Origin of the sequence: Sphingomonas taxi (assembly GCF_000764535.1) — a bacterium.
Lineage (GTDB): Bacteria > Pseudomonadota > Alphaproteobacteria > Sphingomonadales > Sphingomonadaceae > Sphingomonas > Sphingomonas taxi.
This window is the reverse complement of the sequence record NZ_CP009571.1, coordinates 2,271,794-2,297,635: the sequence shown is the minus strand read 5'-3', so window position 1 is coordinate 2,297,635 and position 25,842 is coordinate 2,271,794. Positions and strand designations below refer to the sequence as shown.

The following is a 25,842-nucleotide window of genomic DNA, read 5'->3' as shown; positions in this document are numbered from 1 at the left end:
CTACGGCGTCGCTTAGAAGCGCGCGGTCACGCCCGCATACATGCGGCGTCCGATGTTGTCGAAGATGGCGCTGCCCGCACCGATGCCCGTCGCCCCCAGCGGCGGTAGACGATCGGTGAGATTGTCGACGCCGATGTAGAAGCTGGACCGTTCACCGACGTCGAAGCCGAGCTTCATGCCGATGTACAGCACGTCCGGATAATAAGGCGTGCTGAAATCGTCGAGGTTCTGCGGCGGACGGCCCTGGAAGGCGATGCGGTTCTCGATCGCGCCGACCGACTGCTTCGACAGGTAGCGGAACTGCGTATCCAACGTGACGATGCCGAAGTCCGCCCCCAGGTTCACCTGCACCTGATCCTTGGGATAGCCCAGCTCACCGACCGTCGTATCCGCGAACGACGGCTGCAACGGGTTGAGGAAGCTGCTGCTCTCCAGGATGTGGGTATAGATCACCTGACCCGAGAGACGCGTGTCGCCGAAGCTGCGCGCATAGCTCAGGTTGGCATCGATACCGCGCCGCTTCAGGCTCGCATAGTTGAGCGGATTGTCGGCAAGATTACCCTCGATGATACGGAACGGCTGTTCGCCGTTCGGTCCGGTCGCGCCGGCTGCGACGCGGTTGAACTGCGCGCAGAACTGATTGTTGGTCAGCGACGGCGAATCGTAGCAATTGTTCACGGTTGCTTGCGCGCCCGCATAATTGATGACGTTGTTCACCTTGATGTTGTAGTAATCGACCGACAGGATCAGCCCCGGCGTGAACGTCGGCGAAATCACCGCGCCGTAGGTGTAGGAGTCGGACTTCTCCGCCCGCAGGTCGGGGTTGCCGCCGCTCAGGATTTCCAAAGACTGGGCATATTGGAAGTTGTACGTCGTCGGAATGCCCGCCGCCGCGCAATTGGCCGCGCGGAACTGCGTACCACGGCCCAGATTGTCGGCCGAGCACGGATCGGCGAAACCGGGCGCGAAATTCTGGCCGGCCGATGCATACAGTTCGGTCAGGTTCGGTGCGCGGACCGAGCGACCGTAATTGGCACGGAAGCGCAGCCCTTCAACCGGCGCGTAGGTGCCGTTCAGGTTGTAGGTATAGACCGTGCCCGCCGAGCCCTTGTAGTCGGACACGCGCCCGGCGGCGCCGAAGGTCAGCTCCTTGATGAGCGTAATGTCCTTGAGCAGCGGGACGCGCAGCTCGCCGAACGCTTCCTTCACCTCGAACGAGGGCGGGTCGAACCTGGCGAGGGCATTGTAGAAGGTGTAGCCCGCCTCGACGTAGGGATCGGCCTGGAAGTAATTGGTCTCGCGGCGATATTCCGCACCGAGCGAGAAGCCGACGGCGCCGCCCGGAAGGTTGAAGAACTTCGAGGAGTCACCCGACACGTTGGCAAGCAGGTCGAGCTGCGTGATCTTGCCTTCCGAGACGGTGTTCCGCAGCACGTAGTTGCGCGTCGCCTCCGAGATATTGCCCTGGCCGAACGGATTGAGCGGCTGGCAATTGGCGATGTCGCTGGCCAGATTGGCGGCATTGCCGCCGATGTCGGTGCCGAATGCGAAGCGGCTGGCGTCCAACTGTGCGCCGCAGACGATCTGCCCGGCGGGATTGCGCACGGCGTCGAGCGCGAGGCTGAGACGCTGCACGTCGACGTTGCCGAGGACGCGCGTGCGCTCCTTGAACTCGCCGTAATTGGCCGACACTTCGTAGTTGAACGTCTCGGCGAAATCGCCGCGCACGCCGCCGACGAAGCGATAGGTCTCGCGGCGGGCATCCTCACGACGCGAACCCAGATCGGTCAGGTTCTTGCGCAGGATGAAGCGATACGAGCCGTCCGCGATTTGCGCGCGGAGGGTGGCCGCCTGGGCGGCGGTGATTGCCGCGCCACTGGTCGGGCTGATGCCCGAATTGACCGCCTGCAACGCCTGCGCCGCCAGCGTCGCCTGCGAGGACGCGCTGAGGAACGGATTGTCGAGACGAGGACGCTCGTAGAGCGCGTCGATCGTCGAGCCCGTGTAGAAGGCCGGACCCGAACCGCCGAGGCTGACCGAATCGACGCGGACGTATTTCGCCTCGAAGAATGGCACGAACGCGTCGGAGACCGCGAAATGGCCGAGCAGATTGGCCGAATAGCGGTCGAGTTGCGGCAGCAGCTGGACCAGCGTGCCCTCGCGGCGGGTGTTGCCGTTGCCGCCGACAAAGCCGCCGGTCGGGGTCGCGGTCGGCGCCGTTACCGAACCACCGGCGACGCCGACGCGGGTGCCCGTCTGCGAGACAAGCGAGCCGTCCTGCTGGAACAGATAGTTGCAGGTGAAGGCGCGACCCAGCGAGTCACGGCCGCACCGTGCGTTCGTGCCCGAGCCGGCGGGCGAACCTGCGAAAGCGACCAAGCCGCCGTCGAAGATGTTGGCGCCGCGGATATCGCGGAAGAACGTCGAGTCGGGGATGCCGTCGAAGTTCAGATTGCCGCTGACGCCGGCACCGGCCGCATCGACGTTGGTCGTCACGAAGGCATCGTTTTGACGGTAAGCCTTGCGGCCTGACGCGAACAGCGCCTCGGTGCGGGCATATTCCACGTTCATCGCGATGTTGCCGCGATCGTCAGCGAAATTCTTGCCGCCGGTCAGGCTGACGAAATAGCTGCCAGCGTCCTTCTCGTCGCTGACGCCGCCCTGCGCGCGGATCTGCAGGCCTTCGAAATTCTGCTTCAGGCGGAAATTGACGACGCCGGCGATGGCATCGGAACCATACACCGCCGAGTTGCCGCCGGTGACGATGTCGACACCGTCGATCAGGTCGGTGGGGATGGTATTGACGTCGACCGATACCGCGTTGTTCAGAATGTCGGACGCGACATGACGGCGGCCGTTGACCACAACCAGCGTGCGCTGGGTGCCGAGGCCGCGCAAATCGAGGAGATTGAGGCCACCGGTGCCGAGAAAGCGGGTCGAGTTCGACTGGCTATAGGTGCTCTGCAACTGCGGCAGATCGTTCAGCACGTCGCCGATTGAGGTGCGCGCGGTCTGTGTCAGTTCGGCGGCCGACACCGTGGTGATCGGTACGACCGAAACCGCATTGGGCGAACGGATGCGCGAACCGGTGATGACGATTTCCTCGCCCGGACGCGCTTCCGGCTCGTCCTGATCCGGCGCTGCCATCGACGTGCCAGCGGTGTTGCTGCCGGCCTGCGGCGCACCGGCTTCGGGCGCCGTCTGCGCAAAGGCGGTGGTGGCGAGCAACATCCCGCCCGCGAGCGCACTCGCGGAGAGCAACCAAGTCTTCATGTCAGTCCCCTGTTTTCAGGCTTTGCGCCTTGTCAGAAGACCTTGTTGGCGCAACCGGACCGAAGCGGACAAGCCGGTTTGCGACAGAAACAGTCGTAATCGAGCGGTTTGGTCAAAAGTGTCGCTAAAATGACACAAAAATTACAGCTTTTATGTCCGCATGTTGCGCATTCGTCAGCATGTGCGTCACCGCTCGACGCACATCGCGATCCCCATCCCGCCGCCGATGCACAAGGTCGCCAGCCCCTTCTTCGCATCGCGCTTTTCCATCTCGTAGAGCAGCGTGGTCAGCACGCGCGCGCCGCTGGCGCCGATCGGGTGGCCGATCGCGATCGCGCCGCCGTTGACGTTGACCTTGTCCGCATCCCAGCCGAGTTCTTTGCCGACCGACAGCGCCTGCGCCGCGAACGCCTCGTTCGCCTCGATCAGGTCGAGGTCGGCGAGCGTCCAGCCGGCCTTCTCCAGCGCCTTCCTCGATGCCGGCACCGGGCCGATGCCCATCACCGACGGATCGACGCCCGCGCTCGCCCAGCTCCGGATCGTCGCGAGCACCGGCGTGCCGCGCGCCTCGGCCTCGGCGCGGCTCATCAGCACCAGCGCCGCGGCGCCGTCGTTGAGGCCGCTCGCATTGGCGGCGGTGACGGTGCCGTCCTTCTTGAACGCCGGCCGTACGCCGCCGACGCTCTCGATCGTCGCGCCGGCGCGGATATATTCGTCGTCCGCCACGACGGTGTCGCCCTTGCGGCCCTTGATCGTCACCGGGGCGATCTCGTCCTTGAAGCGGCCGCTGCCGCGCGCGGCCTCCGCCTTGTTCTGGCTGGCGACCGAGAAGGCGTCCTGGTCGGCGCGCGTCACCTGATATTGCTCGGCGAGATTCTCCGCGGTGATCCCCATGTGATAGCCGTTGAACACGTCGGTGAGGCCGTCGACCACCATCGTGTCGACGAGGCTGACCGCGCCCATCTTGGTGCCGCCGCGCATCGTCTGCGCATGCGCGCTCATCGACATGCTCTCCTGTCCGCCGGCGACGACGATCGTCGCGTCGCCGGTCTGGATCGCCTGACAGGCGAGCGCGACCGCGCGCAGGCCCGAGCCGCACACCTGATTGACGCCCCAGGCCGGCACCTCCTTGGGGATGCCCGCCGCCATCGACGCCTGCCGCGCCGGATTCTGCCCCTGCGCCGCGGTGAGCACCTGGCCGAGGATCACCTCCGACACGTCGGCGCCGTCGACGCCGGCCTGGGCGAGCGCCGCCTCGATCGCGACGCGGCCCAGTTCGTGCGCGGGGGTGGTGGCGAAGGCGCCGAGGAAGCTGCCGACGGGGGTACGCTTGGCGGCGGTGATGACGATCTCGGTCATGATGGTCCTGCTCCTACTTTGGTGCGTGTCTACCCGGCGGCAGCGCCGCGATCCAGTGCGCGAGCGGCTCCCACAGCATCGTCCGCCCACGCCCGCCGACGATCATCCCGACATGGCCGAGGCCGAGGTCGCGCCGGTCGGCGAGCCCCGCGGCGGTGGCCGCCGGGACGATCCGGTCGGTGAGCGAGACGAACTCGACCGCGGGGCAGTCGAGCCGGGCCGGGGAGGCGGGGGCGTCGCGGACGATCCATCCGCCGGTGCCCGGCCGGTCGGCGGCGACGAACCCCTCGAACAGGTCGCGCGCCGCGGCGAGCGGCAGCGGCGCCCCGGCATTGGCCCAATCCTCCAGCCGGACGAAGGCGCGCGCCGCCGCACCCTCGGGGTCGAGCCGCCCGAACGATTCATATTTGGCGATCGTCCGCGCCGGATCGAGCCGCCAGAAGCCCGCCTGCAACACCTCCATCGGCAACACGCCGAGCGCCTCGGCGGTCGGCTTCGCCGCCTGCCACAGGTCGAGCATGCCGGGCGCGGATTCGCCATAGCCGGCGAAACGCCACGGCGCGGCGATCGTTGCGAGGCCCGCGACCGGGGTGGCGCCCGCCGCCGCCAGCGCCATCGTCCCGCCGAGGCAATAGCCGACCAGCACCGGCGGCTCGTCGAGCTGCTCGATCAGCGGCAGCAGCAGCGATTCGATATGGCCGGTCATGTCCATGTCGCGATCGGCGGCACCCGGCTCGCCCCAGTCGACCAACGCGACGCGGCAGCCCTGCGTCGCCATCCAGCGCGCCAGCGACGCCTCGCCGAGATCGAGGATCGCCGGCGGATTGATCAGCGACGGCACGAACACCACCATCCGGCCGCGTCCGCCATAATAACGCAGGCACGCGCGCCCGGCGGTGGCGAGTGCTGGCATCGGCGGCGGCGGGGCGGGGCGTGGCGCCTGCTGATAGGCGGCGAGCCCGGCGAGCGCCGCCGCGGTGCGCGCCGGATCTGCTGCGGTTTCGCTGCGCAGCATGTCGAGGAACAGCGGCAACGGTCGCGGGCTGTGTTGCGGTGCGAAAAATTGCGGCGTACCATCGGCATCAGTCACGGCAAAGGACCGTCGCGCGACAGGGGAGCGATATGAAGAAACAGGCCAGGGCCGACGGAATCGTCATCATCAAGAAATACGCCAATCGGCGCCTCTATAATACCGAGACCTCGTCCTACATCACGCTTGAGCATCTGGCGACGATGACCCGCGAGGGGCGCGACTTCAAGGTCGTCGACGCCAAGACCGACGACGATATCACCCATAACGTGCTGACCCAGATCATCATGGAAGAGGAAAGCCGCGGCCAGACGATGCTGCCGGTCAGTTTCCTGCGCCAGCTCATCTCCATGTACGGCGATTCGATGCAGGCGATGGTACCGGGCTATCTGGAAGCGTCGATGGACAGTTTCCGCCGCAACCAGGAACAGTTCAAGTCGGCGGTCGAGGGCGCCTTCGCGCACTCCCCCTTCGCCGAGATCGCCAAGCGCAACCTGCAGATGCTCGAGGTCGCCGCGCAGGCGTTCCAGACGCCGGGCGTCGCCCCGGTGACCCCGCCACCGACGCCCACGGCGAGCAAGGACGACCAGATCGCGGCGCTGAAGGCGGAGCTGACGCGGTTGCAGGACAAGGTCGAGAAGCTCGGCTGAGCGCGGGCGATGCCGGCGATGTTCTGGGCGGCGGGTGCGTCGGTGCTGCTCGCGCTTGCAGCGGCATTCGCCGATCGCCGCCGCCGGCTGCGCGTCGATCCCGACCGTGTCGGCTTCGTCGACTGGCGCACCGTCCAGATGGCGGCCCTGCTCGCGACGATCCTGCTGGTGAGCATCGGCCTGCACACGCAATAGGGCGTATGCCCTCCGCGAGTTGGCGCCGCTTTGCGGGCGGGAAGGCAGGATTGTTCGCGCGAAGACGCGAAGAGAAGAAGATATTGGTTCGCGCAGAGGCGCAGAGGCGCAGAGATGGTGCGCCCCGCGCGAAGCGCTATGCATCCACGATGAGGAGGACTGAAGGCCGCTGGCGCGGCCGGACCATCTCTGCGTCTCTGCGCCTCTGCGCGCAAATACCCTTCTTCTTCTCTTCGCGTCTTCGCGCCTTCGCGCGAACCAATCTTCTTCCGCCGACGTCCCCGCCTCAGTAGAATTGCCGCAAGGTCAGCGTCCGCACCGTCCCGTCGCAAAGGCCCAGCCGCACCGCCGTACCCGGCGCGCCGATCGCCCATTTCGCCAGCGCGCTCGTCGGATAGTCCGTGGTGACCGGCTGGTCGTTGATCCGGCAGATCGTCTCGCCGGGCTGCCACCCCGCCGCCGCCGCTGGCCCGCCGCGCATGACGTGCAGCACCTTGAGCCGGTCGCGCTCCAGCCCGACCAGCAATCCGCTGGTCGAGCGCAGCGGCGGGGCGTTCGCCTCCGGCCCCGGCTTGAGCACCATCCGTCCGGCGCCGGGGTCGAGCAGCACGCGGTAATTCTGGAGCAGACCCGACCCGATCCGCCCCGCCACGCCGATCGTCTCGGAAAAGCCGCCCGCCGGCTCGACCCGCGCCTCGACGTTGCGCACCACCTGCTGCCCCAGCGACACCGCGGGCAGGATGGCGAGCGTGCTCACCGTCTCGCCGGCGAGGCCGAAGGAGATCGTCGTCGTGGTCGGCAGCCGCGCGATCCCCGCCGTTCTGGCGGATGCGGCGGACAAGGTCAGCGCCGAGCCGTCGCCGGTGTCGACAATCATCGGCGCCAGCCGTCTGGTTGCGATCGTCGCGCTGCTTTCGTAGACGCGGCGGCCGGGCGAGATGGCCAGCGGCGCGATCGCCCCGACGAACGGCAGCCGGCCCGACGGCAGCAGGCGGAAGCGGTGGTTGGCGTAATCGATGTCGAGCGCCTGACCGCCGGTGACATCGCGCCCGATCAGCATATCGACCGCCTGCGCGCTGCCGGTGGCGAGCGCGGGCAGGTCGGCGACGGTGACGCCGCCGCCGGTGCGGGTGAGCCCGCCGATCGCCAGCCGCCGCGTCGCGAGCCAGCCGACCGCCACCGCGCCATTGCCGCCGCCACCGATCGCGGTCGCCTGGCCGTTGGCGGTGACCCGCGTCGGATCGGCGGCGGCAGACTTGGCGGCGAGCACCGAATAGCTCACCCCGGTATCGAGGATCGCGGTCACCGGCCGTTCGTCGAGCGTCAGCGTGAAGCGGATCTGGTTGCCCGGCGTCAGGTCGAACGACACCCATTGCGCCTCGCTGTCGGCGGCGAGCGTGACGACCCCCTCACGTCCCGCGGGCTGGGGCGAGGCGGCGAGCAGGACGAGGGGCAGGAGCAGATGCATCCGCCGACCCTAACGGTGGAACGCCGGCGCTGCCACAGGGGCGTGGGATGGTCGCTGAGGTTCGGGGCGTCGTTCCGGCCTACCCGTCACCCCGGACTTGTTCCGGGGTCCACCCCGCGGCGAGGGAAAACGCCCGAGGGAGAGCGCGCGCCTGCGGTCCGGTGGACCCCGGAACAAGTCCGGGGTGACGGGAGGTGCTTGGACAGGTTTTGCCCCAACGCAGGCGATCCTACAGGCACGCCTCCAGAAACGCCTGATCGAACCCGAATTGCTTCGCCTTGTCGAGCGTATAGGGCCGCAGCCCCATCGAGCGGTATTCGCCGATGATCTTGCCGTCGGCGCTCTCGTCGAGATATTCGAACTTGAACAATTCCTGCGTCACGATCACCGGCCCTTCCATGCCGATCACCTCGGTGACGTTGGTGACGCGGCGCGAGCCGTCGCGCAGGCGCTTCACCTGGATGATGAGCTCGACCGAATCGGCGATCTGGCGGCTGATCGCCTCCTTGGGCACCTTGATGTCCGACATCATCACCATATTCTCCATACGGGCGAGCGCCTCGCGCGGGGAATTGGCGTGCAGCGTGCACATCGAGCCGTCGTGACCGGTGTTCATCGCGGCGAGCATGTCGAAACACTCGCTGCCGCGGATTTCGCCGAGGATGATGCGGTCCGGGCGCATACGCAGCGCGTTCTTGACGAGGTCGCGGATGCTGATCTCGCCTTGCCCTTCCAGATTGGCCGGGCGCGTTTCCAGCGGCAGCCAGTGCGGCTGTTGCAGGCGAAGCTCGGCGGCGTCCTCGATCGTCAGCACGCGCTCGCCGGGGTCGATCATCTTCGACAAAGCGTTGAGCATCGTCGTCTTGCCCGAACCGGTGCCGCCCGAGATGACGACGTTGAACCGGCTCGCGCCCGCGATCTTGAGCGCGGTCGCCATCTTGGGACTCATGCTGCCGAAGCCCGCCATCATGTCGAGCGTGATCGGCTTGGCGGAGAATTTGCGGATCGAGATCGCGGTGCCGCGCAGCGACAGCGGCGGCACGATGACGTTGACGCGGCTGCCGTCCTTGAGGCGCGCGTCGGCGAGCGGCGTCGTTTGGTCGACGCGGCGGCCGACCGAATTGACGATCCGCTGCGCGATCTGGAACAGATGCTCCTCGTCGCGGAACTGGATCTGCGCCAGTTCGAGCTTGCCCTTGCGCTCGACATAGGTCTGGTCGGGACCGTTGACCATGATGTCGGTGATCGCCGGATCGGCGAGCAATTCCTCGAGCGGCCCCAGGCCGAGCAGCTCGTCGACCAGCACCTTTTCCAGCGCGAACTGTTCGCGGCGGTTGAGCGTCAGCTTGAGCTCGGCGAGCACCTCGCCGATGATCGGGCGGAATTCCTCGGCGAGCTCGTCCTTGCCGAGCGTCGCGGCGGCCTCGGGATCGACGCGTTCGAGCAGGCGCGGCAGCACCTGTTCCTTGATCTTGTGGATCGACGCCTCGAAGCCCTCGCCGCGGCTGCTGCCGGCGTCGCCGCTGGCATTCTGCCGGTCGGTGAGCCGCTGCATCGCGTCGAGCGTGCCGGCGGGCAGGCTGCCGGCGAGCGGGTCGTCGCCGGGCAGGCCGCCGGGCAGCGGCATCGTCTCGATCGGCGGGAACTGGCTGCCGGGTGCGGCTTCGTCGGCGCGCGGCGCCGGGCTGCCCTGCATCGGGCGCGCCACGCCGAACGCCGGCCGTGCCGGCTGTCCGTTACCCATTCCGTTGCGACGCCCGAACGCGCTCATACACCAATCCTCGACCTTCAGTGACGGCGGTAGGCATCAGAGTTTGAGATTTTCCTAACCAAACCAAAACGGTGCGGCCGGGGCCGATCGCCATGCTTGACAGCGGCGCGCCGAGGCCGTTCGGAAGGCGCGACATGCGCCGCCTCCTGCTCCTGCTTCTCGCCCTGCTTGGCGCCCCGTTCTGGGCGACGTCCGCCGCCGCCGACGACATCGGCGCGACCGCGCGCGGCGTCGTCCGCGTCGTCACCATCGCCGTCGTCGACGGGCAGGTGGTCGGCTTCGGCCACGGCAGCGGCGTCGCGATCGCACCCAATCGCATCGTCACCAACGCGCACGTCATGGAACTGGCGGAACGCTATCCCGACAATGTCGTGATCGGCGTGGTGCCGTCGGAAGGCGACAAGAGCTACCAGGGCCGCGTCGTCGCCTATGACGCGAAGCGCGACCTCGCGCTGATCGAATTCGCCGGCGCGCGGCTACCCGCGGCCGCGCTCTATACCGGGCCGGTGAGCGAGGGCGATCCGGTGGTCGCGCTCGGCTATCCCGGCAACGTCGATCTCGCGACCGCGCAGTCGGCCGCGGATTACATCCGCCCGACCTCGCCGGTCCGTTCGGAAGGCGTCTTCTCCGGTAGGCGCAGCCTGACCGGGATCGAGGTGCTGCTCCACACCGCCAGCATCGCGCGCGGCAATTCGGGCGGGCCGTTGCTCGACCGCTGTGGCCGGGTGATCGGCATCAATTCGGCGATCACCCGCGGCGAGGAGGGCGATGGCTCGTTCGGCTTCGCGATCGCCGATACCGAGCTGTCCGCCTTCCTGCGCGAGGCGAAACAGCCTTATGCCAGCGTCGGCACCGCCTGCACCTCGATCGAGGAACGGCTGCGCGACGACAGCGCAGCGGACGTGCGCGCGCGCAGCGATGCCCTGACCAGCCAGCGCGACGCCGCCACCCGCGCGGCGATGGGCCGCGAAGAGGCGCTCGCCCGCGCCCGCGAGACCGCGCAGACCCGGCGCGAGAACGTTATGGGGTTCGCCGGCCTGCTGCTGGTGCTGGGCGCGATGGGGATCGGCGCGGCCGGGCTGTTCGCAGTGCAGGGGCAGGGGCAGGGGCAGCGGCAGCGGCGGCGGACTATCTGGGCGGCGAGCCTCGGCGGCCTCGTCATGGTCGTCGCGATGCTCGTCTTCGTGCTGCGGCCAAAGGGCGAGCCCGCCGTTCCGCCGCCGCCCGCGGCGATCAGCCAGGTCGTGCCCAATGCGCCGCTCGGCAAGCTCACCTGCGTCTTCCAGCCCGAACGCAGCCGCGTCACCGTCTCGCCGACCAGCGACGTCGCGCTGCACTGGGGGCGCAGCGGGTGCGGCGGCGGCGTGCAATATCTGCCGACCGGCGACCGCTGGGAGCGCGTGGTGGTGCCCGACGGCGAGCAGACGGTGTCGGTCGTCGCCTTCGACCCGCTGACCCGCCGTTATACCGACACCCGCTACATGCTCGGCGCGCAGGCGATGGCGCAGGCGCGCAAGTTGCAGCAGGGGCAGGGCGCGGCATCCCGCTGCACCGTCGACCCCGCTGCGATCGAGCGCCTCGCCCAGCAGCAATCGGCGATCCGCACGACGCTGCCGCCGCTGCCCAACGAGAAGCTGGTCTATAGTTGTCGTACGGGCTGACAAACGTATCGAGCCCGGTCTAGATTGGGTCCGGGCATGTTGGGGGGCAGGACATGAATCGGTTGAAGTTGGCGGCGTGGCTGGTCGCGATGTGCTGCGCGCAGCCCGCGGCGGCGGAATGGTTCGAGGCGACTTCGAAGCATTTCATCGTCTACGCCAATGGGACCGCCGATTCGGTGCAGAAACGCGCCGAGCGGCTCGAACAGTTCGACAGCCTGGTCCGTTACTATAATTCGATACCCGCCAACGAGAGCGACGGTTCGAACAAGCTGACCGTCTACGTCGTCGCCAACGATGCGGCGGTCCGCAGGCTGTTTGGCCAGGGCGGCAAGAACGTCGCCGGCTTCTATCAGGGGCGCGCCAGCGGCTCGGTCGCTTTCACCCCGGCGCAAGGTGGCGATCCCAATGACGTCAACGCGCTCCAGCCGCAGATCGTGCTGTTCCACGAATATGCCCATCATCTCATGCTCGGCAATTTCGCGGTCGCGCTACCCGCCTGGTATGCGGAAGGTTATCCCGAATTCCTCTCCACCGCGCGGTTCGAAAAGGACGTCGTCTGGCTCGGCGCCCCGGCGCAGCATCGCGCCTACGACCTGCTGCTCGGCAACGAACTCACCGCGGAGCAGCTCTTCGCGCTCGATCCGTCGAAGAAGATGCGCGACGGGCAGGTGGCGTCGCTCTACGCGCGCGGCTGGTTGCTCACCCATTATCTGATGATCGACCCGAAGCGGTTCGCGCAGCTCAACGCCTATCTGGCGGCGATCAACGACGGCAAGCCGGGGGTCGAGGCGGCACGCGCGGCCTTCGGCGATCTCGATGTGCTCAACCGCGCGCTGTCGTCCTACCTGCACAAATCGACGATGTCGGCCTACAAGATCCCGCTCACCCGGCTGACCACGCCGGTCGTCACCGTCCGGCCGCTGTCGGCGGGCGAGCGCGAGATGATCACTTTGCGCATGCGCTCGGACCGCGGCGTCGATCGCGAGACCGCGCAGCCGATCCTCGCCGCCGCGCTGCCGATCGCCGACCGCTATCCCAAGGATGCGATGGTGCAGGGCTGGTTCGCCGAGATGGCACTCGACGCCGGCCGCAACGACCTCGCCGATGCCGCCGCCGACCGTGCGCTGGCGATCGATGCCAAATCGTCGCAGGCCCTGGTCTACAAGGCGCAGGTGCATCTGCGCCGCGCGCGCGAGGCGAAGGTGACCGATCCGCAGGTGTGGCGCGAGGCGCGCAGCTGGCTGCTCCGCGCGAACAAGCTCGACACCAACGACGCCTATGCGCTGACGCTCTTCTATTCGAGCTTCGGCATGGCGGGGACGCCGGCCACCGACAATGCCAAGGCCGCGCTGCGTCGCGCCCACGAGCTGGTGCCGCAGGACGAGGGCCTCGCTTATGCCTATGCGACGCAGCTGCTGGTCGACGACAAGCGCGACGAGGCCCGCGCGGCGCTACGTCCGCTCGCCTATTCGGCGCACAGCAATCCCGACAATGCCGCCGCCAGGCTCATCGCCGCGCTCGCGACCGGCAAGACCGGCCCGCAGGCGCTCGCCTCGCTCGGCGGGAACGCCGCCAAGGTGACGATCGAGAATTAGGCCGGCCGACATTCATCGGCGCCCGCGACGTCACCTTCGATCCGTCACCCCGGACTTGATCCGGGGTCCCGCTACGGCCTTCACGCTTGCCATCGGGGAGAAGCGGAACTTCGGGTCAAGCCCAAGGTGACGAAAGGGTGAAGGTGTCGCGCCTAGGCGCAGAGGTAACGCGGCCCTGTCATCGCAACGGAGCCGCAGATGCGACTAGCGCAACACGCTCTGCGCCTCTGCGCCTCTGCGCGAACCTGATACGTCTTCGGCGATCCGCAGCGGCCCGACTCACCCGCCCTCGCGCGCCAGCAGCGCGCGCTTGCGCTCGACGCCATAGGCATAGCCGCCGAGCCCGCCGTCGCTGCGCGTGACGCGGTGGCAGGGGACGACCACCGCCAGCGGGTTGCTGCCGCATGCCGTCCCCGCCGCGCGCACCGCGCCCGGCTGGCCGGCGAGCGCGGCCAGCTCGGCATAGCTGCGCGTCTCGCCCGCCGGGATCGTCTTCAGCGCCTGCCACACCGCTTCCTGAAAGGCGGTGCCGCGCACGTCGAGCGGCAGCGCGGCGTCGCGGCCGGGCGTCTCGACCAGCGCCACCACCGCCGCGGCAAGGCCGGCTAGCGCCGTGTCGCCCGGCGCGATCTCCGCCCGCGGGAAGCGCGCCGCCAGCGCCGCCGCATCCTCGTCGAACGCCACCCGGCACAGCCCCTTGTCGGTCGCCGCGACGAGCAGCGGCCCCAGCGACGTCGCGACCTGCGTCCAGCGGATCGTCGCGCCCGCACCGCCGCGCGCCCAGACCGACGGCGCCATGCCGAGCCGCCTGGCGCCATCGGCATAGAAGCGGCTCGCCGCGCCATAGCCCGCGTCGTAGATCGCATCGGTGACGCGGTCCGCCTGCTGCAACGCGTCCGCCGCGCGTCCGGCGCGCAGCGCGCGCGCATAAGCGGCGGGGCTGACCCCGGTCGCGCGGGTGAACAAGCGCTGGAAATGATGCGGCGCATAGCCGACCCGCGCGGCGAGCGCCGCCAGCCCGACCGGTTCCTCCGCCGCCGCGATCAGCGCGATCGCCTCGGCCACCGCCCGGCTGTCGCGGGCGACGTCGTCGGGTTTGCAGCGCAGGCAGGCGCGATAGCCCGCCGCGCGCGCCGCCGCGCCGTCGGCGAGGAAGCTGACGTTGTCGCGCCGCGGATGCCGCGCGGGGCAGCTCGGCTTGCAATAGATGCCCGTGGTGCGCACCGCGACGACGAACGCGCCGTCCTGCGTCCGGTCGCGGCGCTCGAAGGCGGCCCAGGCCGCGTCCTGATCGATGGTGCTCATGTCGCTCCGATAGCCGATCGCGCGCCGCGCCCCATCCCGCGGCTTGCTTTCAAAAGCCGCTGCCGGTCACCGGCGGCCGGCTACGCATCAGCGCGACGTCCTGCGCGCCCGCCGCCAGCGCGGTCACGCGCGCCAGCCCCTTGCTCACCTCGCCGCCGGCATAAGGCGCGAACAGCCGCGCGCGGGCATAGCGATCCGCCGCCTCGCGATACCGCCCGGCCGATTCCGCGCATAGCGCCAGATTGAACGCCGTCGCGCCATGGTCCGGCGCCATCCGGTCGACCTCGGCGAAGGCAGCGCAGGCGGCGGCGGGATCGTGCTTGGTCAGCTTCACCGCCTGTTTGAACCGCGCCGCGGCATCGGCGGGCAGGCCGTCGCGCGTCTCGATCACGCGGACGGTATAATCCTCCGCATGCGGGGCGAGATCGTGCTGCACCTCGGCGGCGACCGATTCGATCATGCCGCTCACCACGCCCTCGACATTGGTCGCGACACCGCGGTCTTCGCACCAGTCGCTGCGGTCGTCGCGCGTCTTGGCGACCGCATAGGGCAGCGCGCCGCTACGCCGCCGCACCTCCAGATCGGCGCGCAACGCCACCGTACGGCGGACGCAGGCGACGCTAAAGCGTTCCCTGCGCGTGCATTTGCCGTCCTTCTTCTCGGCGCAGCGCTCGCGCCCCTCGCGATAGTCGCTGCTCGCGACCTGCACCCCGGTGCGGCCGGTGAACAGCCCGTCGGGGCGCAAGGCCGGCGGGATCAGCCGCACGTGCGGCAGCCCGTCCGCGCCGAGCTTCGCCAGCCGCCGCTCGATCGCATCGGCGAGCTCCGCGCCGTCCGGCCCGGTGAACGGCCCGACGCCGATCGTCGGCAACAGGCTCGCCTCGCGTGCCTGCGCCGCGAAGACGCCCTCGACGCGCAGCGTTTCGGCGGCCGCGGGCAGGGCGAGCATCGCTCCGATCGCCACCGCCGCCCACCACCGCATCATCCTGTCTCCATCTGCCGGGAGTGGTCTTACCCGCACGATCCTGAACGAAAGCCCTAATTCCTCCCCCGCAAGGGGGAGGTGGCAGCGCGTAGCGCTGACGGAGGGGGAGGACAGGGTGGAAGCTTCGCTACAAAGCTCCCACCCTGTCCTCCCCCTCCACCATTCGGCTGCGCCGAACGGTCCCCCTCCCCCTTGCGGGGGAGGAATTCACCACCTCCAAACCCCCGCCGGCACACCACTTTGCGCGCTCGATACTTGCGCTAACCGCCCCCTCATGCTAGCCGCCCGCCACCCATAGCAGGCGTGCATCGCGCGCCCTCTTCCCCATGGGCCAACATTCGGCACGAGGACTTCAGCTCCGTGGAGACATCCATCGGTACTTCTGGCGGCGGTATTCAGGCGAGCCTGGGTGGGCGTTACGCGATCGCCCTGTTCGATCTCGCGCGCGACGCCAGGACGATCGACACCGTCGAATCCAGCCTCGCCAATGTGCGCGACGCGCTGAACGAAAGCGCCGATTTCCGCGCACTCACCGTCAGCCCGCTGGTCGCCCGCGGCGCCGCGGTGAAGGCGGTGCTCGCCACCGCCGATGCGCTCGGCGTCGACGCCACCACCAAGAATTTCCTCGGCGTCCTCGCCGAGAACCGCCGCCTCGGCCAGCTGCCCGCGATCATCCGCGCCTTCCGCCAGCTCGCCGCGCGCCACCGCGGCGAGATCGCCGCCGAGGTGACCAGCGCGCATCCGCTGAACGACGAGCAGGTCGTCGAGCTCAAGCAGCAGCTCCGCCAGCGCGTCGGCCGCGACGTCTCCGTCGACCTGTCGGTCGACCCCGATTTGCTCGGCGGCCTGGTCGTCCGCATCGGTTCACAGATGATCGATTCGTCGATCCGCACCCGTCTCAATACTCTCGCGCACGCGATGAAGGGCTAACTCACGATGGATATCCGCGCCGCAGAAATCTCCAAGGTCATCAAGGACCAGATCAGCAACTTCGGCACCGAAGCGCAGGTCACCGAAACCGGTCAGGTGCTGTCGGTCGGCGACGGCATCGCGCGCATCTACGGTCTCGACAACGTCCAGGCGGGCGAGATGGTCGAGTTCGCCAACGGCGTGCAGGGCATGGCGCTCAACCTCGAGGCCGACAACGTCGGCGTCGTGATCTTCGGTTCGGACTCGGAGATCCGCGAGGGCGATATCGTCAAGCGCACCGGCACGATCGTTGACGTCCCCGTCGGCAAGGGCCTGCTCGGCCGCGTCGTCGATGGCCTCGGCAACCCGATCGACGGCAAGGGCCCGATCGTCGCCGAGAAGCGCAGCCGCGTCGAGGTCAAGGCACCGGGCATCATCCCGCGCCAGTCGGTCAGCGAGCCGATGCAGTCGGGCCTCAAGGCGATCGACGCGCTCGTTCCCGTCGGCCGCGGCCAGCGCGAGCTGATCATCGGCGATCGCCAGACCGGCAAGTCGGCAGTCGCGATCGACACCTTCATCAACCAGAAGACGATCAACCAGTCGTCGGACGAGTCGAAGAAGCTCTATTGCGTCTATGTCGCGGTCGGCCAGAAGCGCTCGACCGTCGCGCAGCTCGTCAAGACGCTCGAAGAGAATGGCGCGATGGACTATTCCATCGTCGTCGCCGCGACCGCGTCGGAGCCGGCACCGCTCCAGTTCCTCGCGCCCTATACCGGCACCGCGATGGGCGAATATTTCCGTGACAACGGCATGCACGCGCTGATCGTGTTCGACGATCTGTCGAAGCAGGCGGTCGCCTATCGCCAGATGTCGTTGCTGCTGCGCCGTCCGCCGGGCCGCGAAGCCTATCCGGGCGACGTCTTCTATCTGCACAGCCGCCTGCTCGAGCGCGCCGCCAAGATGTCGGACGCCAACGGCGGCGGCTCGCTCACCGCGCTGCCGATCATCGAGACCCAGGCGGGCGACGTGTCGGCCTATATCCCGACCAACGTGATCTCGATCACCGACGGCCAGATCTTCCTCGAAACCGACCTGTTCTTCGCCGGCATCCGCCCCGCGATCAACGTCGGCCTGTCGGTCAGCCGCGTCGGCTCGGCCGCACAGACCAAGGCGATGAAGAAGGTGTCGGGCTCGATCAAGCTCGAGCTCGCCCAGTATCGCGAGATGGCGGCGTTCGCGCAGTTCGGGTCTGACCTCGACGCCTCGACGCAGCGCCTGCTCAACCGCGGCGCGCGCCTCACCGAGCTGCTCAAGCAGGCGCAATTCTCGCCGATGCCCTTCGAGGAGCAGACCGCGTCGATCTTCGCCGGCACCAACGGCTATCTCGACAAGGTCGCGGTGACCGACGTCGTCCGCTACGAGCAGGCGATGTTGCAGGATCTGCGCGCCAACCACGCCGGCGTCCTCACCAAGATCCGCGAGACGCGCGATCTCGGCGACGAGGCCAAGTCGGGGCTGAAGGCCGCGCTCGACCAGTTTGCGAAGACCTTCGCGTAACATCCGGTGCTCCTGCGCAAGCCGGAGCCCAGAGCCCAGAGCGGCTCGCTTGGTAACCCTGGGCTCCTGCCTGCGCAGGAGCACATGAAGGACAACAATGGCGTCGTTGAAGGCCCTCAAGATCCGGATCAACTCGGTCAAATCGACCCAGAAGATCACCAAGGCGATGAAGATGGTCGCCGCCGCCAAGCTGCGCCGCGCGCAGGAGGCGGCGCAGGCCGGCCGTCCCTATGCGGAGCGGCTGGAGGCGGTCGTCTCTAGCCTGTCGCGTCAGCTCGCCGGCGGGGCGACCGTGTCGCCGCTGCTGTCGGGCACCGGCAAGGACCAGGTGCATCTGCTCGTCGTCGCCACCTCCGAGCGTGGCCTCGCGGGCGCGTTCAACACCAACATCGTCCGCGCCGCCCGCCGCAAGGCGGAGGAGCTGGAGGCGCAGGGCAAGACCGTGCGCTTCTATCTCGCCGGCAAGAAGGGGCGGGTGCTCAGGCGCTTCTACCCGAACGCGATCCTCGCCGATCACGAGCTGGGCGGCCACAAGACGCTCGGCTTCCAGCAGGCCCGCGAAGTCGCCGACGACCTGCTCGCGCGCTATGCCGCCGGCGAGTTCGATGTCGCGCATCTGTTCTACGCCAAGTTCGTCTCGGCGCTGGTGCAGCTCCCCGTCGGTCGCCAGATCATCCCGGTCGCGGTCGACGAGACCAAGGCGGACGTGCCGGTCGCTTCGGCGGGCGCCGTGGTGGAATACGAGCCCGACGAGGAGCAGATCCTCGCCGACCTGTTGCCGCGCAACGTCGCGATCCAGGTGTTCCGCGCGATGCTCGAAAACGCCGCATCCGAGCAGGGCAGCCGCATGAACGCGATGGACAATGCCACCCGCAATGCGGGCGACATGATCAATCGCCTGTCGATCCAGTATAACCGCACGCGTCAGGCCGCGATCACGACCGAACTGGTCGAGATCATCTCCGGCGCCGAAGCGCTCTAACGAATCCGAAGCAGGAAGAACCGCCATGGCAACCGCCGCAGACGACATCCGCCCGACCCAGTCGACGGGCAGCAGCAACACCACCGGCACGATCGCCCAGGTCATCGGCGCCGTCGTCGACGTCCACTTCCCGGACAATCTGCCGGCGATCCTTTCGGCGCTCGAGACCGACAACAACGGCAACAAGCTGGTGCTCGAAGTCGCGCAGCATCTCGGCGAGAACACCGTCCGCACGATCGCGATGGACGCGACCGAGGGCCTGACCCGCGGCCAGACCGTCCGCGACACCGGCGCGCAGATCAGCGTTCCCGTCGGCCCGGCGACGCTCGGCCGCATCATGAACGTCATCGGCGAGCCGATCGACGAGCGCGGCCCGGTGCAGACCGACCTGCGCGCGCCGATCCATGCCGAGGCGCCGCTGTTCGTCGACCAGTCGACCGAGAACGCGATCCTCGTCACCGGCATCAAGGTCATCGACCTGCTCGCGCCCTACGCCAAGGGCGGCAAGATCGGCCTGTTCGGCGGCGCCGGCGTCGGCAAGACCGTGCTGATCCAGGAATTGATCAACAACATCGCCAAGGGCCACGGCGGCACCTCGGTGTTCGCCGGCGTCGGCGAGCGTACCCGCGAGGGCAACGACCTCTATCACGAATTCCTCGACGCGGGCGTCATCGCCAAGGATGCCGAGGGCAATCCGACCAGCGAGGGTTCGAAGGTCGCACTGGTGTTCGGCCAGATGAACGAGCCGCCGGGCGCCCGCGCCCGCGTCGCGCTGTCGGGCCTGACCATCGCGGAATATTTCCGCGACCAGGAAGGGCAGGACGTGCTCTTCTTCGTCGACAACATCTTCCGCTTCACCCAGGCGGGCGCGGAAGTGTCGGCACTGCTCGGCCGCATCCCGTCGGCGGTGGGCTATCAGCCGACGCTGTCGACCGACATGGGCGCGCTGCAGGAGCGCATCACCTCGACCAACAAGGGTTCGATCACCTCGGTGCAGGCCGTGTACGTCCCCGCGGACGATCTCACCGACCCGGCGCCGGCGACCTCGTTCGCCCATCTGGACGCGACGACCGTGCTCAACCGCGCGATTTCGGAACTCGGCATCTATCCGGCGGTCGATCCGCTCGATTCGACCAGCCGCGTGCTCGAACCGCGCGTCGTCGGCCAGGAGCATTACGACACCGCCCGCGCGGTCCAGTCGCTGCTCCAGCGCTACAAGTCGTTGCAGGACATCATCGCCATCCTCGGCATGGACGAATTGTCCGAAGAGGATAAGCTGACGGTGACGCGCGCGCGCAAGATCCAGAAGTTCCTCAGCCAGCCGTTCCACGTCGCCGAGGTCTTCACCGGCATCAGCGGCAAGTTCGTGCAGATCGAGGACACGGTCCGCTCGTTCAAGGCAGTCGTCGACGGCGAATACGACCATCTGCCCGAGGCGGCCTTCTACATGGTCGGCGGCATCGACGAGGTCGTCGCCAAGGCCGAGAAGCTCGCGCAGGAAGCGTAATCGACTTCGGCAGGAGGTTCGGTTAGGCTGGGTTCGTGAACGTCGATACGCTCTCGATCGCCCGGGACCTGAAGGCCACCGAACTTCCCGCCGCGCAGGCGGAGGCGATCGCTGCTGCCATCGGTCGGGCGGTAACGGACGGGGTTGCGACCAAGTCCGATATCCAGCTCATGGAAGAACGGCTCAGCGCGCGACTGGGAAGCGCGAAGACGCAGTTGCTGACCTGGCTGATGGGTCGTTATCGTCGCCACGGCTGGCATTCTGATCGCGGTGTTGAAGCTGTGATCGATCCATTCCGCGCGCGCGGAAATTGGGCGATCGCCCAATTCGTCGCCGCCATGTACATCATTGCCTGCATCACGGGCATCGCGCTCAGGACCTTGCGATAACATGCTCCATTTCGAACTCGTCACGCCTGAGAAGCTCGTCCGTTCCGAGGACGTCTATATGGTCGTCGTCCCCGGCACCGAGGGTGACTTCGGCGTGCTCGAAGGCCATGCGCCGCTGATGTCGACGGTGCGCGACGGTGCGCTGTCGGTCTATCGCACCGAGGGTGGCCAGCCCGAGACGATCGCGATCCAGGGCGGCTTCGCCGAGGTCAACGCCAAGGGCCTGACCGTGCTGGCCGAACGCGCCGCCTGAGGCCCGACTGGCCGCGCTGTCCTACACGGCGCGGCGCTGCTAGGGGAGGGCCGTACACCCGGCTCTTTCCCATCTGTGCAGAAACGGAAACGATCGGGAGGCGATCGTTTCCATTAAGGTGTCCATGTTGTCCATGTTCGCGCAGTAAACGCCTGGATCGACGGCATATTCGCGCGAGCCGGGCCTCATGCCGCGAACAGCGACGGCCCCTTCTTCACCACCGTCACGCCCTCCGAGTCGGTCACCGCATAGGTGAACCCCGGCAGCAGGCAGAAGGCGCCGACCTCGCCCTTTGGCGACAGCGCGAGAAAGCCGACCTGCGTCCCCTTGATCGCATCGCCGCGCAGCTTGGCGATATGTCGGACCACCTCCTCGCACGCCGCCTGCGGCGACAGGCCGGCGCGCATCGACGCCACCACGCGCGCACTGCCCGACACCCGCGTCACTTCCTCGCCGAGCCCGGTCGAGGTCGCCGCGCCGACGCCCGCCTCGACGTAAAGGCCCGCGCCGACCTGCGGCGAATCGCCGACCCGCCCACGCATCTTGAACGCCATGCCTGAGGTCGTGCACGCCCCCGCCATCCGCCCGTCTGCGGTCCGCGCAAGCAGACCGATCGTGTCATGGTCGAGCGCGCCGCCGCGCGGCCGGCGGTTCTCGATGTTCGCTTCCGGTCTGTATTGCGAGGTCTTGAGCCAGTCGCGCCACGCCTTCTCCGCTTCGGGGGTGAGCAGATTGACCTTGGGAAAGCCCTGGTCGCGGGCGAAGCGCGTCGCGCCCTCGCCGACGATGAAGGTGTGCGGCGTCTTCTCCATCACCCGCCGCGCGACCGAGATGGCGTGGACCGTATCCTCCAGCGCCGCCACCGCGCCGACACCGCCGCGGTCGTCCATGATGACCGCGTCGAGCGTGACATGGCCGTCGCGATCGGGATAGCCGCTGTAGCCGACCGAATGGTTGTTCGGGTCCGCCTCGGGCACCATGCCGCCCGCCTCGACCGCGTCGATCAGCGTGCCGCCCGCCTTGAGCCGCGCGAAGGCGGCGTCATTGGCCGCCGCGCCGAAATCCCAGGTCGAGACGATCATCGCGCCGCCGCCCGGCTGCGCCGCGCTGGCCAGTGATGCCACGCCCGCAGTCGCCGCCGCCCCGCCGAGAAATCCGCGCCGTGTCGTCATTCGCCACACCCCCTGTTGGACCTGAATTGGTCCGCTAAAGGAAGTTATACGGATCGACGTCCACCGTCACGCGTGCTTTTGCCGGCCAGTCGAGTGCGCCCAGCCAGTCGCGGATCACGTCCTGCACGTCGAGCGCACGGCGGGCATGGACGAGCAGCCGATAGCGGTGGCGGCCGCGCAGCATCGCCAGCGGCGCGGGGGCAGGGCCGTAGACCGCCATGCCGTCGACCTGCGGCGCCGAGCGCGCCACCAGCCGCGCGATCTCATTGGCGCAGGCCTGTTCCTCCGACGAAACGACGATCGCCGCATAGCGACCGAATGGCGGCGCACCGGCATCGCGCCGCGCCTCGGTCTCCGCCTCGTAGAAGGCGTCGGCATCGCCGGTGACCAGCGCCTGCATCACCTGCGCCTTGGGGCTGTGCGTCTGGATGAACACGTGCCCCGGCTTGGCGCCACGCCCGGCGCGTCCCGACACCTGGCGGATCTGCTGGAAGGTGCGCTCGGCGGCGCGCAAATCGCCGCCCTCCAGCCCGAGGTCGGCGTCGACCACCCCGACGAGCGTCAGGTTGGGGAAGTGATAGCCCTTGGTCACCAATTGCGTGCCGACGACGATGTCGATGTCGCCCGCCTCCATCCGCCCGACGAATTCCGCCGCCTTGGCCGGCGACCAGATCGTGTCGGAGGTGACGACTGCGGTCTTGGCTTCGGGGAACAGCGCGGTGACCTCGTCGGCGATCCGCTCGACGCCGGGACCGCAGGCGACGAGGCTGTCCTCCTCCTTGCATTCGGGGCAGGCGCGCGGCGTCGGCAGCACATGCCCGCAATGATGGCAGGCGAGCCGCCGCGTCAGCCGGTGCTCGACCATCCAGGCGGTGCAATTGGGGCATTGGAAGCGATGCCCGCAGGTCCGGCACAGCGTCAGCGGCGCATAGCCGCGGCGGTTGAGGAACAGCAGCGACTGTTCGCCCTTGGCCAGCGTCTCCTCCAGCGCGGTGACGAGCTTGGGCGCAAGCCAGCGGCCGCGTTCGGGCGGCTGCTGGATCAGGTCGATCGCCTCAATCGTCGGCATCTCCGCGGCGCCGTAGCGGCCGGGCAGCTTGAGCTCCGCATAGCGGCCGAGCGCGACCTGCTGCCGCGTCTCGATCGCCGGCGTGGCGCTGGCGAGGATCACCGGGCAGCCTTCGAACTTGCCGCGCATCACCGCGACGTCGCGGGCGTGGTAATGGACGCCCTCTTCCTGCTTGAAGCTCGTCTCATGCGCCTCGTCGACGACGATCAGGCCGAGGTTGCGATAGGGCAGGAACAGCGCCGAGCGCGCGCCGACCGTCACCAGCGCCTCGCCGTTCGCGATCGCCCGCCACGCGCGGCGGCGCTGGGTCGAGCGCAGCCCGGAATGCCACGCCACCGGCTCGCAGCCGAAACGGTCGTGGAAGCGCTTGAGGAACGGCTCGGTCAGCGCGATCTCGGGGAGCAGGACGAGACATTGCCGCCCCTGCCGGATCGCCTCGGCGACCGCCTCGAAATAGACCTCGGTCTTGCCCGAGCCGGTGACGCCGTCGAGCAACGTGGGGCGGAATGCGTGCGCGGCGACCCCCTCGACCAAAGTCGCCGCCGCCGCCTGCTGTTCGCCGGCGAGCTGCGGCGGACCGAAGGCGGGGTCGGGATGCGGATAGGGGCTGTCGATCGCCACTTCGACCGCCTCGATCGCGCCCGCCTTGACGAGGCCGCGGATCACCGCGTCGGAAACGTCGGCGGCGGTGGCGAGTTCGCGGATCAGGCCCTGCCGGTCGCCGATCCGCTCCAGCGCCTGTTCGCGCTGCGGCGTGAGGCGCGGCGGGACGATGCCGGTGGCGCGATATTCGGTGGCGGTGCGCGATCCCTCCAGCGCGGAGGTGGAGGCGAGCGTCATCCGCACCACCGCGGCGGGCGGCGCGAGATAATAATCTGCGGTCCACTCTACCAGCCGGCGCAGCGGCGCGGCGAGCGGCGGGACGTCGACCGTACCGAGCAGCGGCCGCAGCCGGTTGTCGCCGACCTCTGCATCCGAGGGCAGCCGCTCGGGTTCCCAGACGACGCCGAGCAGCTGACGCGGCCCCAAGGGCGCGATGACGACCGAGCCCGGCTCGACCGCCATGCCCGCCGGCACGCGATAATCGAGCGGACCGAGCGCGGAGTTGAGGACGAGGACGCGGGCACGCGAGGACATGACGCGCCCCATATGGGGGCTCGGCGACTCGTCGGAAAGCGTTAAGCGGCCTTGCGGACGTTCGCGCGCTGCGTCTGGCCGACGCGGGCGCGTTTTGCGGCATAGAGGACGACGTCCGCGCGGCGGGCGAAATCGCGCAGCGAATGGCAATCGGCGTCGAACGTCGCGAGCCCGACCGAACCGGCGCTCGTCATCGTGATGCCACCGCTCTCGACCGGGATGTGCAATGCCGCCTCGAGCCGATCACGTAGCCGGTCGGGGTCGGCAATCATCACCGGATCGGTGATCACCACCGCGAATTCGTCGCCGCCGATCCGCGCGGTGAAGCAATTGCGCAGCCACGGCTCGGTCAGCGCCGCACCGGTCAACCGCAGCACGTCGTCGCCGACGCCGTGGCCCAGCGCATCGTTGATGTCCTTGAACCCGTCGAGGTCGATCAGCGCCAGCATCAGCGGCGATCCGTCGATCCGCGCCCGCCGCATCGCGTGATCCAGCTCGCGGTCGAACGCCGCGCGATTGGGAATACCGGTCAGCGCGTCGGTATCCGCGGAATGGCGCAGCCGCGTTTCCAGCTCATGCTGTCCGGTGATGTCCTGAAACACGCCGACCAGCGCCTGGACGATGCCGTCGGACGCCTCGACCTCGGCGGCGGCACGCACCCGGCGGCGGCGGCCGTCGGCGGTGATCAGATCGGTGTCGAATTCGAACGGCTCGCCGGTCTCCAGCGCCTGGCGGATCGTATCGGCGACCATCATGCGGGCGTGCGGCGGATAGAAATCGAGCGCGCCGTCGAGCGGCGGCACCGCGCCGACCGGCAGGCCGTGGATGCGGAACACGTTCTCCGACCATTCGAGCGCCGCATCGGCGACCGACATGCGCCACGATCCGATCATCGCGATCCGCTCGGCCTGGCGGAAGATGCGCTCCTTGCGCTCGAGCCGGCGGACCAGCTCCTCGCCGGTGGTGGCGATGCGGATCGCCTCGATCGCGGTCCGCCGCGCCGCGATGAGCGCCTCGGCGAGGCTGGCGAGGTGCTCCAAGGCGGCATGGCCGGCGGCGTTGAGCGAGCGCGGACTGGTGTCGAGGACGCAGAGCGTGCCGATCGGCTGACGGACGCCGGCGCCGTCGGCGACATGGATCGCGGTCCCGGCATAGAAGCGAATGCCGGCATCGGTGACCAGCGGAAAGCTGTTGAACCGCGCGTCCTGCGTGAGATCGTCGACGATCAGCGGCCGATCCTGGCGGATCGTGCGATCGCAGAAGGCGACGTCGCGATCGAGCTCCCGTTCGCCGGGCACCGTGCTCGCCTTGATCCACAGCCGTTTTTGGTCGATCAGCGTCAGCAGCGCGATCGGGCAGCCGAGCAGCTCCGCCGCCAGCGCGACGAGCGCGTCGAACTCCTTCTCGGGTTCGCTGTCGAGCAGCGCCAGCGCATGCAGCGCGGCGAGCCGGCCGGCTTCGTCATAGGATGGATGGGACGACGACTGATGATCATTCATGGCCACTATGATGTTGTCCCAAAAGGGTTAAAATGTTCTTCTTGAGCCCCGCTACGGGTGCCGTGGCGGGGTCGCG

At 68.5% G+C, this 25,842-nt stretch carries 20 protein-coding genes; 10 read left to right on the top strand and 10 right to left on the bottom strand.

All coding sequences use genetic code 11. The features are described from left to right. Positions 1-12 precede the first annotated feature (12 nt). The 3 genes from MC45_RS10330 to MC45_RS10320 all read right to left on the bottom strand — a co-directional run bounded on the left by MC45_RS10330 (position 13) and on the right by MC45_RS10320 (position 5,647). Positions 13-3,273 (bottom strand): TonB-dependent receptor domain-containing protein, encoded by a 3,261-nt coding sequence (locus MC45_RS10330; protein ID WP_038662681.1) that lies wholly within the window; start codon positions 3,271-3,273, stop codon positions 13-15. Between the two features lie 186 nt (positions 3,274-3,459). Continuing rightward, positions 3,460-4,632, bottom strand: coding sequence for an acetyl-CoA C-acetyltransferase (locus MC45_RS10325; protein ID WP_038662678.1), 1,173 nt, complete (start codon positions 4,630-4,632; stop codon positions 3,460-3,462). Positions 4,633-4,645: 13 nt separating this feature from the next. Beyond that, positions 4,646-5,647: an alpha/beta hydrolase gene (locus MC45_RS10320; protein ID WP_038667113.1), complete on the bottom strand. Its 1,002-nt coding sequence runs from the start codon at positions 5,645-5,647 to the stop codon at positions 4,646-4,648. A gap of 107 nt (positions 5,648-5,754) precedes the next feature. Here MC45_RS10320 and phaR point away from each other — a divergent pair, with 107 nt between their 5' ends. Beyond that, complete coding sequence (gene phaR / locus MC45_RS10315) at positions 5,755-6,312, top strand: polyhydroxyalkanoate synthesis repressor PhaR (RefSeq protein WP_038662675.1); 558 nt, start codon at positions 5,755-5,757, stop codon at positions 6,310-6,312. A gap of 9 nt (positions 6,313-6,321) precedes the next feature. Then, the gene (locus MC45_RS10310) at positions 6,322-6,507 is read left to right on the top strand and encodes a hypothetical protein (RefSeq protein WP_038662672.1); all 186 of its coding nucleotides are present in this window, start codon (positions 6,322-6,324) and stop codon (positions 6,505-6,507) included. A 286-nt stretch (positions 6,508-6,793) separates the two neighbouring features. On the opposite strand, the gene MC45_RS10305 is transcribed toward MC45_RS10310, so the two are convergent. Further along, positions 6,794-7,975 carry an aspartyl protease family protein gene (locus tag MC45_RS10305; RefSeq protein WP_038662669.1) on the bottom strand — a complete coding sequence of 394 codons (1,182 nt, stop codon included), beginning with the start codon at positions 7,973-7,975 and terminating at the stop codon, positions 6,794-6,796. Positions 7,976-8,204: 229 nt separating this feature from the next. Next, positions 8,205-9,746 carry a TadA family conjugal transfer-associated ATPase gene (locus tag MC45_RS10300; RefSeq protein ID WP_169742540.1) on the bottom strand — a complete coding sequence of 514 codons (1,542 nt, stop codon included), beginning with the start codon at positions 9,744-9,746 and terminating at the stop codon, positions 8,205-8,207. A 134-nt stretch (positions 9,747-9,880) separates the two neighbouring features. On the opposite strand from MC45_RS10300, the gene MC45_RS10295 reads away from it, so the two are divergent. Together MC45_RS10295 and MC45_RS10290 are read left to right on the top strand one after the other, a co-directional pair. Continuing rightward, the gene (locus MC45_RS10295) at positions 9,881-11,407 is read left to right on the top strand and encodes a S1C family serine protease (protein WP_038662663.1); all 1,527 of its coding nucleotides are present in this window, start codon (positions 9,881-9,883) and stop codon (positions 11,405-11,407) included. Between the two features lie 53 nt (positions 11,408-11,460). Next, positions 11,461-13,002: a hypothetical protein gene (locus tag MC45_RS10290; protein WP_038662660.1), complete on the top strand. Its 1,542-nt coding sequence runs from the start codon at positions 11,461-11,463 to the stop codon at positions 13,000-13,002. A 279-nt stretch (positions 13,003-13,281) separates the two neighbouring features. On the opposite strand, the gene ada is transcribed toward MC45_RS10290, so the two are convergent. After that, positions 13,282-14,307: a bifunctional DNA-binding transcriptional regulator/O6-methylguanine-DNA methyltransferase Ada gene (gene ada, locus MC45_RS10285; protein WP_038662657.1), complete on the bottom strand. Its 1,026-nt coding sequence runs from the start codon at positions 14,305-14,307 to the stop codon at positions 13,282-13,284. A gap of 49 nt (positions 14,308-14,356) precedes the next feature. Next, positions 14,357-15,292: a hypothetical protein gene (locus MC45_RS10280; RefSeq protein ID WP_038662654.1), complete on the bottom strand. Its 936-nt coding sequence runs from the start codon at positions 15,290-15,292 to the stop codon at positions 14,357-14,359. Positions 15,293-15,652: 360 nt separating this feature from the next. On the opposite strand from MC45_RS10280, the gene MC45_RS10275 reads away from it, so the two are divergent. The 6 genes from MC45_RS10275 to MC45_RS10250 all read left to right on the top strand — a co-directional run bounded on the left by MC45_RS10275 (position 15,653) and on the right by MC45_RS10250 (position 20,889). Continuing rightward, a complete protein-coding gene (locus tag MC45_RS10275; RefSeq protein ID WP_179944531.1) occupies positions 15,653-16,222 on the top strand; it encodes a F0F1 ATP synthase subunit delta in 570 nt (189 codons plus the stop codon). A 6-nt stretch (positions 16,223-16,228) separates the two neighbouring features. Next, positions 16,229-17,758 (top strand): F0F1 ATP synthase subunit alpha, encoded by a 1,530-nt coding sequence (gene atpA / locus MC45_RS10270; RefSeq protein WP_038662651.1) that lies wholly within the window; start codon positions 16,229-16,231, stop codon positions 17,756-17,758. Positions 17,759-17,855: 97 nt separating this feature from the next. Beyond that, positions 17,856-18,740 carry a F0F1 ATP synthase subunit gamma gene (locus tag MC45_RS10265; RefSeq protein WP_038662648.1) on the top strand — a complete coding sequence of 295 codons (885 nt, stop codon included), beginning with the start codon at positions 17,856-17,858 and terminating at the stop codon, positions 18,738-18,740. A gap of 25 nt (positions 18,741-18,765) precedes the next feature. Then, complete coding sequence (gene atpD, locus MC45_RS10260; RefSeq protein WP_038662646.1) at positions 18,766-20,247, top strand: F0F1 ATP synthase subunit beta; 1,482 nt, start codon at positions 18,766-18,768, stop codon at positions 20,245-20,247. Positions 20,248-20,282: 35 nt separating this feature from the next. After that, on the top strand, positions 20,283-20,636 hold the full coding sequence (locus tag MC45_RS10255) for a hypothetical protein (protein ID WP_038662643.1): 354 nt from the start codon (positions 20,283-20,285) through the stop codon (positions 20,634-20,636). 1 nt (position 20,637) lies between these two features. Further along, positions 20,638-20,889: an ATP synthase F1 subunit epsilon gene (locus MC45_RS10250; RefSeq protein WP_037535488.1), complete on the top strand. Its 252-nt coding sequence runs from the start codon at positions 20,638-20,640 to the stop codon at positions 20,887-20,889. Between the two features lie 185 nt (positions 20,890-21,074). Here MC45_RS10250 and MC45_RS10245 read toward each other — a convergent pair whose 3' ends face one another. Genes MC45_RS10245 through MC45_RS10235 form a run of 3 tightly spaced genes read right to left on the bottom strand, consistent with a single transcriptional unit; the run spans position 21,075 to position 25,766 of the window. After that, positions 21,075-22,061, bottom strand: a complete 987-nt coding sequence (locus tag MC45_RS10245; RefSeq protein ID WP_038662640.1) for a glycosylasparaginase — start codon at positions 22,059-22,061, stop codon at positions 21,075-21,077. Positions 22,062-22,095: 34 nt separating this feature from the next. Then, positions 22,096-24,267 (bottom strand): primosomal protein N', encoded by a 2,172-nt coding sequence (locus MC45_RS10240; protein ID WP_038667108.1) that lies wholly within the window; start codon positions 24,265-24,267, stop codon positions 22,096-22,098. A 41-nt stretch (positions 24,268-24,308) separates the two neighbouring features. Then, positions 24,309-25,766, bottom strand: a complete 1,458-nt coding sequence (locus MC45_RS10235) for a sensor domain-containing diguanylate cyclase (protein ID WP_038662638.1) — start codon at positions 25,764-25,766, stop codon at positions 24,309-24,311. Between the last annotated feature and the right edge of the window lie 76 nt (positions 25,767-25,842).

Excerpts from the sequence above, each read along its gene's own strand:
- MC45_RS10330 (WP_038662681.1), bottom strand. The coding sequence starts at position 3,273 with ATGAAGACTTGGTTGCTCTCCGCGAGTGCGCTCGCGGGCGGGATGTTG.
- MC45_RS10325 (WP_038662678.1), bottom strand. The coding sequence starts at position 4,632 with ATGACCGAGATCGTCATCACCGCCGCCAAGCGTACCCCCGTCGGCAGC.
- MC45_RS10320 (WP_038667113.1), bottom strand. The coding sequence starts at position 5,647 with ATGCTGCGCAGCGAAACCGCAGCAGATCCGGCGCGCACCGCGGCGGCG.
- phaR (WP_038662675.1), top strand. The coding sequence starts at position 5,755 with ATGAAGAAACAGGCCAGGGCCGACGGAATCGTCATCATCAAGAAATAC.
- MC45_RS10310 (WP_038662672.1), top strand. The coding sequence starts at position 6,322 with ATGCCGGCGATGTTCTGGGCGGCGGGTGCGTCGGTGCTGCTCGCGCTT.
- MC45_RS10305 (WP_038662669.1), bottom strand. The coding sequence starts at position 7,975 with ATGCATCTGCTCCTGCCCCTCGTCCTGCTCGCCGCCTCGCCCCAGCCC.
- MC45_RS10300 (WP_169742540.1), bottom strand. The coding sequence starts at position 9,746 with ATGAGCGCGTTCGGGCGTCGCAACGGAATGGGTAACGGACAGCCGGCA.
- MC45_RS10295 (WP_038662663.1), top strand. The coding sequence starts at position 9,881 with ATGCGCCGCCTCCTGCTCCTGCTTCTCGCCCTGCTTGGCGCCCCGTTC.
- MC45_RS10290 (WP_038662660.1), top strand. The coding sequence starts at position 11,461 with ATGAATCGGTTGAAGTTGGCGGCGTGGCTGGTCGCGATGTGCTGCGCG.
- ada (WP_038662657.1), bottom strand. The coding sequence starts at position 14,307 with ATGAGCACCATCGATCAGGACGCGGCCTGGGCCGCCTTCGAGCGCCGC.
- MC45_RS10280 (WP_038662654.1), bottom strand. The coding sequence starts at position 15,292 with ATGATGCGGTGGTGGGCGGCGGTGGCGATCGGAGCGATGCTCGCCCTG.
- atpA (WP_038662651.1), top strand. The coding sequence starts at position 16,229 with ATGGATATCCGCGCCGCAGAAATCTCCAAGGTCATCAAGGACCAGATC.
- MC45_RS10265 (WP_038662648.1), top strand. The coding sequence starts at position 17,856 with ATGGCGTCGTTGAAGGCCCTCAAGATCCGGATCAACTCGGTCAAATCG.
- atpD (WP_038662646.1), top strand. The coding sequence starts at position 18,766 with ATGGCAACCGCCGCAGACGACATCCGCCCGACCCAGTCGACGGGCAGC.
- MC45_RS10250 (WP_037535488.1), top strand. The coding sequence starts at position 20,638 with ATGCTCCATTTCGAACTCGTCACGCCTGAGAAGCTCGTCCGTTCCGAG.
- MC45_RS10245 (WP_038662640.1), bottom strand. The coding sequence starts at position 22,061 with ATGACGACACGGCGCGGATTTCTCGGCGGGGCGGCGGCGACTGCGGGC.
- MC45_RS10240 (WP_038667108.1), bottom strand. The coding sequence starts at position 24,267 with ATGTCCTCGCGTGCCCGCGTCCTCGTCCTCAACTCCGCGCTCGGTCCG.
- MC45_RS10235 (WP_038662638.1), bottom strand. The coding sequence starts at position 25,766 with ATGAATGATCATCAGTCGTCGTCCCATCCATCCTATGACGAAGCCGGC.